Origin of the sequence: Duganella vulcania, from assembly GCF_009857655.1 — a bacterium.
Classification (GTDB): domain Bacteria; phylum Pseudomonadota; class Gammaproteobacteria; order Burkholderiales; family Burkholderiaceae_D; genus Rugamonas; species Rugamonas vulcania.
Genome location: NZ_WWCX01000069.1, coordinates 24,346 through 32,941, shown reverse-complemented (window position 1 = coordinate 32,941; position 8,596 = coordinate 24,346). Strand labels below are relative to the sequence as shown.

Sequence of the window (8,596 nt, the reverse complement as noted above, 5' to 3'; positions counted from 1 at the left end):
CCAGCGCCAGGTCGGTGTCGGCGCGCGCGCGCCGCAGCCGCTCGCGGTAGGCCGGGTCGGCCGGCACGCGGTCGCCCAGCACGGCGTTGACCGGGCCGCGTTCGAAGGAGAGTTTTTCGGCGGCCACCATGGCGCGCTGCATCAGTTGCAGCGTCTGGTTGCCGGTGCCGGCGGCGCGGTAGTGCAGCCATTCGCCCCATAGCAGCCGCCCCAGCATGCCGCACACCAGCAAGGCCAGCACTGCGCCGGTGAGGGCGAATAATCGGGTTAATCTCATTGCTGCCAACCTGCATTCCAATTTGCTAGTTGGCAATATGCCACAAAGCGCGGCCGCTGTGGTTGTTGGGGGCGGGCCCGGCGTGAAATGAGACGGCTGTGTGCGGCTAATGGTAGGATGGCGGCCTCGCGTCACGGCACGGTGGTTTGTGTGGATGCAAAGCTTGAATGTTTAATAATTGAGGGAAGAACAAGATGTCTATGCAACGAGTTATGCTGCGCTCCAAGCTGCACCGGGTGACGGTCACGCAGGCGGATTTGAACTACGAGGGATCGTGCGGGATCGACCAGGACCTGTTGGACGCGGCCGATATCTGGGTCAACGAGAAGATCGAGCTGTACAACGTGAACAATGGCGAGCGTTTCGCCACGTATGCGATCCCGGGCCTGCGCGGCACGGGCGAGATTTCGCTGAACGGCGCCGCCGCGCGCCGCGCCCAGCTGGGCGACCTGCTGATCATCTGCACCTACGCGCCGATGAGTGAAGAGCAGGCCCGCGACTACAAGCCGAAAGTCGTGTTCGTCGACGACAAGAACAAGATCAAAGGCATGAAATAAACCCACTTGGGGTCAAGTCTGACATTCGGACACGAGCTCTTCAGTAGCGCCTGCTACAGAAGAGCTCGTGTCCGAATGTCAGACTTGACCCCAAATTACGTTTGGTTACGCAGCAGTTGCGACATGTACTGCGGCGTGATGCCCAGGAACGATGCCACCACCTTCTGCGAGATGCGCTGCTCCAGCCCCGGATATTCGCGGCGGAACGCGCTCAGCCGGCCCTGCGCCGGCGAGGCGCTCTGGTAGCGCCGCCGGCTCTGGTCGATGATGCCGCGCTCCGACACCTTCAAGTAGTAATCACGCAACAGCCCGTTGTGGTGCGCCAGCTTGCTGATCTCCAGCCAGTCCAGCCGGTATCCGTGCACCGCCGTCTCCGCCACCACGAAATTGAGCGCCGGCTCGTCGTCGCGCGCCCGCAGCAGGTCGTCGTGCGCGGCCGCGGTCTCGCCGTCGGTCAGGAAATGCAGGGTCACCTCGTTGCCGGTCTCGGTGATGAAGCCGGTCCGCGCCACCCCGCTGTGCAGCCAGTGCACGCTGGCGGCCACCACCCCGATGCGCTGCAGATACTCGCCCTTGCGCAGGCTCACCGCCACCGCCAGCGGCGCCAACAGGCGCGTCACCTCGTCATATGTGTCCGGCGTGACTTTGAAACGCCGGGCCACTGTCTCCCGGTACTTTGCTCTGTGATCTAAGAATGCCTGGTTCATTTTTGGTGGTGGTGTGCGTCCCGGCATGCGAATGGCCGTCGATAATCAGCCGGAAGTGTAAACGTTTTCTCAGTCCGTAACGCAAGTTTTGTTGTGAATCGGAATGTAAATCGAAAATATATTTGAAACTTCAACCAGTTGAACGAGTTGTCAAATTAGCGTTACCATAGACTAACAAAATGCCAGCCGGCAATTCAAGACCGGCCCCCACCTCAAGCGAATGGAGAATGGAATGAAAATAAGCGACCTCGGCATCGGACGGCGTTTATCGCTGGGATTTGCCGTCATCCTGGCGATCCTGATACTGAACACCGGACTGGGCATCTACCGTCTGCACGGCGTGGCCGAATCGACCCGCATCATGATGGAGCTGCCGCTGGCCAAGGAGCGCCTGATCGCCGACTGGTACCGCGTGGTGTTCGCCGGCATCCGCCGCACCACCGCCGTGGCCAAGAGCGCCGACCCGGTGCTGGCCACCTTCTTTGCCGAGGAAGCCAAGACCTCGACCGCCTACGCCCAGGGACTGATCAAGAAGATCGAGGAGCTGGCCACCGACGACGACAAGGCGCTCATGGCCGACCTGGTCAACACCCGCAAGGCCTACGTGGCGGCGCGCGACGGCGTCATGAAGTTCAAGGCCGCCGGCGACGCCGACCAGGCCAGCCGGCTGCTCGATGACGCGTACATCCCGGCCGCCAAGACCTACGAGGCGATGCTGCAGAAAATGCTGGACCACCAGCGCAAGGAGATCGACGCGGCCGCCGCCCGCATCGACCAGGTGGCCAAGGACAGCCGCAACCTGCTGGTGGCGATGGCGGTGCTGGTGGTGGCCTTCAGCGTGGCGTTCGCGTGGTGGCTGACGGCCGGCATCACCCGCCCCATCAACGAGGCGGTGGCGCTGGCCGAGTGCGTGGCCGGCGGCGACCTGGTCGAGCGCGGCCGCAGCGCCGCCAGCTACCATCAGGACGAGCCGGGCAAGCTGCTGCAGGCGCTGCACCGCATGTCGGCCGCGCTGGTGGGCATCGTCGGCGACGTGCGCAGCGGCACCGACGCCATCTCCACCGCCTCGTCGCAGATCGCCGCCGGCAACCTGGACCTGTCCTCGCGCACCGAGCAGCAGGCCAGCTCGCTCGAGGAGACCGCCTCGTCGATGGAGGAGTTGACCGCCACCGTCAAGCAGAACGCCGAGAACGCGCGCCAGGCCAACCAGCTGGCGGCGTCGGCCTCGGACGTGGCGCAGCGCGGCGGCGCCGTGGTGTCGGACGTGGTGCAGACCATGGCCTCGATCGACGCCTCGTCCAAGAAGATCGTCGACATCATCGGCGTGATCGACGGCATCGCCTTCCAGACCAACATCCTGGCGCTCAACGCCGCCGTTGAAGCGGCCCGCGCCGGCGAGCAGGGCCGCGGCTTCGCGGTGGTGGCGTCCGAGGTGCGCAACCTGGCGCAGCGCTCGGCCGGCGCGGCCAAGGAGATCAAGGCGCTGATCGACGATTCGGTCGGCAAGGTGGCGGCCGGCACGCGCCTGGTGGGCCAGGCCGGCAGCACGATGGAGGAGGTGGTCGGCAGCATCGGCCGGGTGACCGCCATCATGGCCGAGATCAGCACCGCCAGCAGCGAGCAGACCAACGGCATCGAGCAGATCAACAGCTCGATCACGCAGATGGATCAGGTGACGCAGCAGAACGCCGCGCTGGTGGAGCAGGCCGCCGCGGCGGCCGACGCGATGCAGGAGCAGGCGGCCCAGCTGGCGGCCGCGGTCAGCATCTTCAAGCTGGACGACGCCGCGCTGCGGCGCCCTCCGGTGCCGGGGCGCGCGCGTCCCGTGCTGGCCTGAAACAGGCTAAACGATCTAAACGATCTAAACGGTTTACGCCTTTTCCGGCGCGCCGATGAAGCGGTAGATCGCCGCGCCCAGCAGTGCGCCGGCGATCGGCGCGACCCAGAACAGCCACAGCTGGCTGGTGGCCCAGTCGCCCACGTACAGCGCCACGCCGGTGCTGCGCGCCGGGTTGACCGAGGTGTTGGTGACCGGGATGCTGATCAGGTGGATCAGGGTCAGGCCCAGGCCGATCGGCAGCGGCGCGAAGCCCTTTGGTGCGCGCTCGTCGGTGGCGCCCAGGATGATCAGCAGGAACATCATGGTCATCACCACTTCGGTCACCAGCGCGGCCAGCAGCGAGTAGCCGCCCGGCGAGTGGGCGCCGTAGCCGTTGGAGGCGAAGCCGCCCATGACGTCGAAGCCGGCCTTGCCGCTGGCGATGGTGTACAGCACGCCGCCGGCGACGATCGCGCCCAGCACCTGCGCGACGATGTACGGCACCAGCTTATTGGCCGGAAAGCGGCCGCCGGCCCACAGGCCGATCGACACCGCCGGGTTCAGGTGGCAGCCCGAGATGTGGCCGATGGCGTAGGCCATGGTCAGCACCGTCAGGCCGAAGGCCAGCGACACGCCCAGCAGGCCGATGCCGACGCCGGGAAAGGCCGCCGCCAGCACCGCGCTGCCGCAGCCGCCGAGCACCAGCCAAAACGTTCCGAAAAATTCCGCGCCATATTGTTTCATGTGGTTCCCCATATCTTGAGTGGTCGATTTTGCATCATTTCAATGCAACGTTGGCAATCTAACCGGGAAGCGCGTAAATGTCGAGTCCGGAGTAGCCGCGCGGCTTCCACAATGATAGTAATTGGGCGCCCGGCAGGCGGTTGCGCGGGTGCAACAGGTGCGCGGGCGGCGTGCCCACCGGGCCGCATCGGAACGTTAAATAATTTCCCTTCGGAAGCTATTTAAAATCCTGTCGCGTAAAACACCCGATACAATTGAACCGCCGCCTACATTGTGGCGCGGGCTTTATTTCTGGGATACAGTTGGATTCACGGCGCCCTGCGAACGCGGCGCCGGCACACTACAGTGGGGTGGCATCCAGTGAAGAACAATAGCGGATTCGACAGCAAATTGCTGCTGCCCTTCGGCCTGGCCGGCGGCGGCGCCCTGGGGACCATCGTGGCCGGCTGGAGCGCGTGGGGCTGGTACACCATCCTGTGGGCGGCGCTGCTCTTTGCCGCCGCGGCCTGGAGCGTGCGCGGCGCCGGCCTGGCCGGCGGCGGCGAGCATGCCATGATCGAGAACTACCTGGCCGCGCGCGAACGCTTCGGCGACGCCGTGCTGCCGATCTGGTGCCGCCATATCGAAAATTCCCGCAGCCAGATGGAGGAGGCGGTGGCCGACCTGGCCGGGCGCTTCTCCAACATCGTCGACAAGCTCGACGACGCGGTCCACGTGTCCAGCCACGACAGCGGCAAGGGCGGCGGCAGCGCCATGACCGAGCTCTTCTCGCGCAGCGAAACCCAGCTCGGCTCGGTGGTGACGTCGATGAAGTCGGCCATGTCGTCCAAGCAGGCCATGCTGGCGCAGATCAAGGACCTGGAACGCTTCACGCGCGAACTGCGCGACATGGCCGAGGGCGTGGCCAGCATCGCCGCCCAGACCAACCTGCTGGCGCTGAACGCCGCGATCGAGGCCGCGCGCGCCGGCCCGGCCGGGCGCGGCTTCGCGGTGGTGGCCACCGAGGTGCGCAACCTGTCGAGCCGCTCGGCCGAGACCGGCCGCAACATCTCCAACCGCGTCGGCCTGATCAGCAGCGCCATCCTGGCCGCCAGCCAGGCGGCCGAGCTGTCGAGCGAGCAGGAGGACAAGTCCATGCAGTCGGCCGAGGGCATGATCGCCGCCGTGCTGCAGGACTTCCGCGCGATGACCGACGCGCTGGTGCAGTCGTCCGACAAACTCAAGCAGGATAGCATCGGCATCCAGGGCGAGGTCGGCGAGGCGCTGGTGCAGCTGCAGTTCCAGGACCGCGTCAGCCAGGTGATGGCGCACGTGCGCGAGAACATGGAACAGCTGCCGGCGCTGCTGCGCGACAACCGCGAACGCTACGAGGCCGGCCAGGTGCTCGAGCCGCTCGACGCCGGGCCGCTGCTGGGCGACCTGCAGAAGACCTACGCCATGGCCGAGGAGCACGCGGTGCACGGCGGCTCCAGCCACGCCGCGCCGGTGGCGGCGGCGGCCGACGAGATCACCTTTTTCTGATGTTTAAACGGGGAACAGAACATGGCTAAAACCATCATGGTGGTCGACGATTCGGCCTCGCTGCGGCAAGTGGTCGGCATCGCGCTCAAGGGCGCGGGCTACGACGTCATCGAAGGGCGCGACGGCGTCGACGCGCTGTCCAAGTGCACCGGCCAGAAGATCCACCTGGTCGTGTGCGACGTCAACATGCCCAACATGGACGGCATCACCTTCGTGCGCCAGTTCAAGCAGCTGCCGCTGTACAAATTTACGCCGGTCATCATGCTCACCACCGAGTCGCAGGAGAGCAAGAAGGAAGAGGGCAAGGCGGCCGGCGCCAAGGCCTGGGTGGTCAAGCCGTTCAAGCCCGAGGTGCTGCTGGGCGCGGTGGCCAAACTTGTGATGCCATAACCTGACGGAGGACGCCATGTCCGATGCAAACGGGGCCGCCGTGGCCCGCGTCGCCCTTGACGGCGAGATGACCATCTACCGCGCCGCCGACCTCAAGGCGACCGTGCTGGACGCGCTGCGCAAGACCCAGGTGCTGGAGCTCGACCTGTCCGGCGTCACCGAGCTCGACACGGCCGGCCTGCAGGTGCTGATGCTGGCCAAGCAGACCGCCCACGCCGACCAGCGCGAACTGCGCCTGGTCAAGCACAGCCCGGCGGTGCTGGAGATCTTCGACATGCTGGACCTGGGCGCCTTCTTTGGCGACCCCCTGCTGATGCACGCCTGACCGCCTTATTCGCATTCATCTGTTTCATTTTGTTCCGAGGGCATGACCATGAACCTGGACGAAGCACTACAGACCTTCATCACCGAAAGCCGCGAGCTGCTGGAGGACATGGAGAACGCGCTGCTCAACGTCGACATCGCGGGCGAGCAGGGCGAGGCGATCAACGCCATCTTCCGCGCGGCGCACACCATCAAGGGCTCGGCCGGGCTGTTCAGCCTGGACCACATCGTCGCCTTCACCCACGTGGTCGAGAGCCTGCTTGACGAGGTGCGCGACGGCCGCGTCACGCTCAACGACGAGATGATCGTGCTGCTGCTGTCGTGCTGCGACTACCTGTCCGGCATGACCGACGCGCTGGCCGCCGGCCGGCTGGAGGCCGACCCCGACACCGCGCCGGAAGGCGAGATGCTGCTGCAGCAGCTGCGCCGCCACATGGCGGGCGGCTCGGCCGAGGCGCACGCCGCGCCGGCGCAGGCGCCGCTGGCGGTGCACGCCGAGCCGGGCGTCGAGCGCATCGACAAGGACAGGGGCGACAGCGACTACTGGCACATCTCGCTGCGCTTCGGCCGCGGCGTGCTGCAGAACGGCATGGACCCGATCGCCTTCCTGCGCTACCTGGCCAAGCTGGGCCGGATCGTCGGCATCGCCACCGTGCCCGACGCGCTGCCGGCCGCCGACGACATGGACGCCGAGCTGTGCTACCTGGGCTTCGAGATCGCCTTCGACAGCACGGCCGACCGCGAGGCCATCGCCGGCGTGTTCGAGTTTGTGCAGGACGACTGCGAGATCCGCATCATCCCGCCGCACAGCAAGGTGTCGCACTACGTCGACCTGATCCGCGCGCTGCCGGAGCAGGCCGCGCGGCTGGGCGAGATCCTGGTGCGCTGCGGCAGCGTCACCGCGCACGAGCTCGAGGGCGCGCTGCACCAGCAGTCCCATCCGGCCAACCCGCAGGACGACGCCCCGCCGCAGCAGCTGGGCAGCATCCTGGTCGACGCCGGCAACGTGCCGCCGGTGGTGGTCGAGGCCGCGCTGGCCAAGCAAAAGCAGGTCAGCGAGCAGAAGGCGCAGGAGAGCCGCTCGATCCGCGTCGACTCCGACAAGCTGGACCGGCTGATTGACCTGGTGGGCGAGCTGATCATCGCCGGCGCGCGCGCCAACATGATCGGCCAGCACATCCAGAACACCGAGCTGCAGGAATGCACGTCCACGCTGTCGGGCCTGGTGGAGGAGGTGCGCGACGCCGCGCTCGAGCTGCGCATGGTCAAGATCGGCGCCACCTTCAACCGCTTCCAGCGCGTGGTGCACGACGTCGCGCGCGAGCTGGGCAAGGACATCGGCCTGATCGTCGACGGCGAGGACGCCGAACTGGACAAGACCGTGGTGGAGAAGATCGGCGATCCGCTGATGCACCTGGTGCGCAACGCCATGGACCACGGCATCGAGCCGGCCGAGGTGCGGGTGGCCAACGGCAAGCCGGCCAAGGGCATGATCAAGCTCAACGCCTTCCATGAATCGGGCAGCATCGTCATCGAGGTCAGCGACGACGGCGGCGGCCTGCGCAAGGAGAAGATCCTGGCCAAGGCGGTCGAGCGCGGGCTGGTCGACCCCGAGCGCAAGCTCAGCGACAGCGAGATCTACAACCTGATCTTCGAGGCCGGCTTCTCCACCGCCGAGAAGATCACCAACCTGTCCGGGCGCGGGGTCGGCATGGACGTGGTCAAGCGCAACATCACGGCCCTGCGCGGCAGCGTCGACGTCTCCAGCAAGGAGGGCGCCGGCACCACCGTCACCGTGCGCCTGCCGCTGACCCTGGCCATCATTGACGGCTTCCTGGTGCAGGTGGGCGCCTCGGTGTTCGTGATCCCGCTCGACATGATCGAGGAGTGCATCGAGTACGCCACCGAGCCGGGCCAGGACTACTGCAACCTGCGCGGCCAGGTGCTGCCGTTCGTGCGGCTGCGCGGGCTGTTCCGCATTGACGGCGCGGCCACGCGGCGCGAGAGCATCGTCGTGCTCAAGCTGGGCAACCAGCGCGCCGGACTGGTGGTCGACACGCTGCTGGGCGAGTTCCAGACCGTCATCAAGCCGCTCAGCCCGCTGTTCAGCGAAGTCAAATGCATCAGCGGCTCCACCATCCTGGGCAGCGGCGAGGTGGCGCTGATCCTGGACGTGGCCGCGCTGATGCACACCGTCAGCGGCAAGGGCGCCACGGCGGCGCTGGCCGCCTGACCGCCGAACCGATCAACCCCGCGA

General features: G+C 66.5%; 8 protein-coding genes and 1 pseudogene. 6 read left to right on the top strand and 3 right to left on the bottom strand.

From position 1 onward, the window contains the following. Positions 1-277: pseudogene (locus GTP90_RS26155) on the bottom strand (GGDEF domain-containing protein); the annotation flags it as partial. A 200-nt stretch (positions 278-477) separates the two neighbouring features. Between GTP90_RS26155 and panD the strand changes: the two are divergent. Continuing rightward, positions 478-834: an aspartate 1-decarboxylase gene (gene panD / locus GTP90_RS26150; protein WP_117012711.1), complete on the top strand. Its 357-nt coding sequence runs from the start codon at positions 478-480 to the stop codon at positions 832-834. Positions 835-929: 95 nt separating this feature from the next. On the opposite strand, the gene GTP90_RS26145 is transcribed toward panD, so the two are convergent. After that, on the bottom strand, positions 930-1,496 hold the full coding sequence (locus tag GTP90_RS26145) for a Crp/Fnr family transcriptional regulator (RefSeq protein ID WP_161086251.1): 567 nt from the start codon (positions 1,494-1,496) through the stop codon (positions 930-932). 277 nt (positions 1,497-1,773) lie between these two features. Between GTP90_RS26145 and GTP90_RS26140 the strand changes: the two genes are divergently transcribed. Continuing rightward, complete coding sequence (locus GTP90_RS26140) at positions 1,774-3,378, top strand: methyl-accepting chemotaxis protein (RefSeq protein WP_161086250.1); 1,605 nt, start codon at positions 1,774-1,776, stop codon at positions 3,376-3,378. Positions 3,379-3,411: 33 nt separating this feature from the next. Here GTP90_RS26140 and aqpZ read toward each other — a convergent pair whose 3' ends face one another. Next, positions 3,412-4,104, bottom strand: coding sequence for an aquaporin Z (gene aqpZ, locus GTP90_RS26135; RefSeq protein ID WP_161086249.1), 693 nt, complete (start codon positions 4,102-4,104; stop codon positions 3,412-3,414). Positions 4,105-4,464: 360 nt separating this feature from the next. Here aqpZ and GTP90_RS37465 point away from each other — a divergent pair, with 360 nt between their 5' ends. From GTP90_RS37465 to GTP90_RS26115, 4 genes are read left to right on the top strand one after another with little or no spacing between them, the layout of a single operon-like run. Further along, complete coding sequence (locus GTP90_RS37465; RefSeq protein ID WP_371875132.1) at positions 4,465-5,625, top strand: methyl-accepting chemotaxis protein; 1,161 nt, start codon at positions 4,465-4,467, stop codon at positions 5,623-5,625. A gap of 21 nt (positions 5,626-5,646) precedes the next feature. After that, the gene (locus GTP90_RS26125) at positions 5,647-6,015 is read left to right on the top strand and encodes a response regulator (RefSeq protein WP_117012716.1); all 369 of its coding nucleotides are present in this window, start codon (positions 5,647-5,649) and stop codon (positions 6,013-6,015) included. 16 nt (positions 6,016-6,031) lie between these two features. After that, entirely contained in the window at positions 6,032-6,340 is a 309-nt protein-coding gene (locus GTP90_RS26120; protein WP_161086247.1) for an STAS domain-containing protein, read from the top strand. 48 nt (positions 6,341-6,388) lie between these two features. Continuing rightward, complete coding sequence (locus tag GTP90_RS26115) at positions 6,389-8,572, top strand: chemotaxis protein CheA (protein WP_161086246.1); 2,184 nt, start codon at positions 6,389-6,391, stop codon at positions 8,570-8,572. The last annotated feature ends 24 nt before the right edge of the window (positions 8,573-8,596 follow it).

Coding starts and splice junctions, on each gene's coding strand:
- GTP90_RS26115 (WP_161086246.1), top strand. CDS start 6,389: ATGAACCTGGACGAAGCACTACAGACCTTCATCACCGAAAGCCGCGAG.
- GTP90_RS26140 (WP_161086250.1), top strand. CDS start 1,774: ATGAAAATAAGCGACCTCGGCATCGGACGGCGTTTATCGCTGGGATTT.
- panD (WP_117012711.1), top strand. CDS start 478: ATGCAACGAGTTATGCTGCGCTCCAAGCTGCACCGGGTGACGGTCACG.
- GTP90_RS26120 (WP_161086247.1), top strand. CDS start 6,032: ATGTCCGATGCAAACGGGGCCGCCGTGGCCCGCGTCGCCCTTGACGGC.
- aqpZ (WP_161086249.1), bottom strand. CDS start 4,104: ATGAAACAATATGGCGCGGAATTTTTCGGAACGTTTTGGCTGGTGCTC.
- GTP90_RS26125 (WP_117012716.1), top strand. CDS start 5,647: ATGGCTAAAACCATCATGGTGGTCGACGATTCGGCCTCGCTGCGGCAA.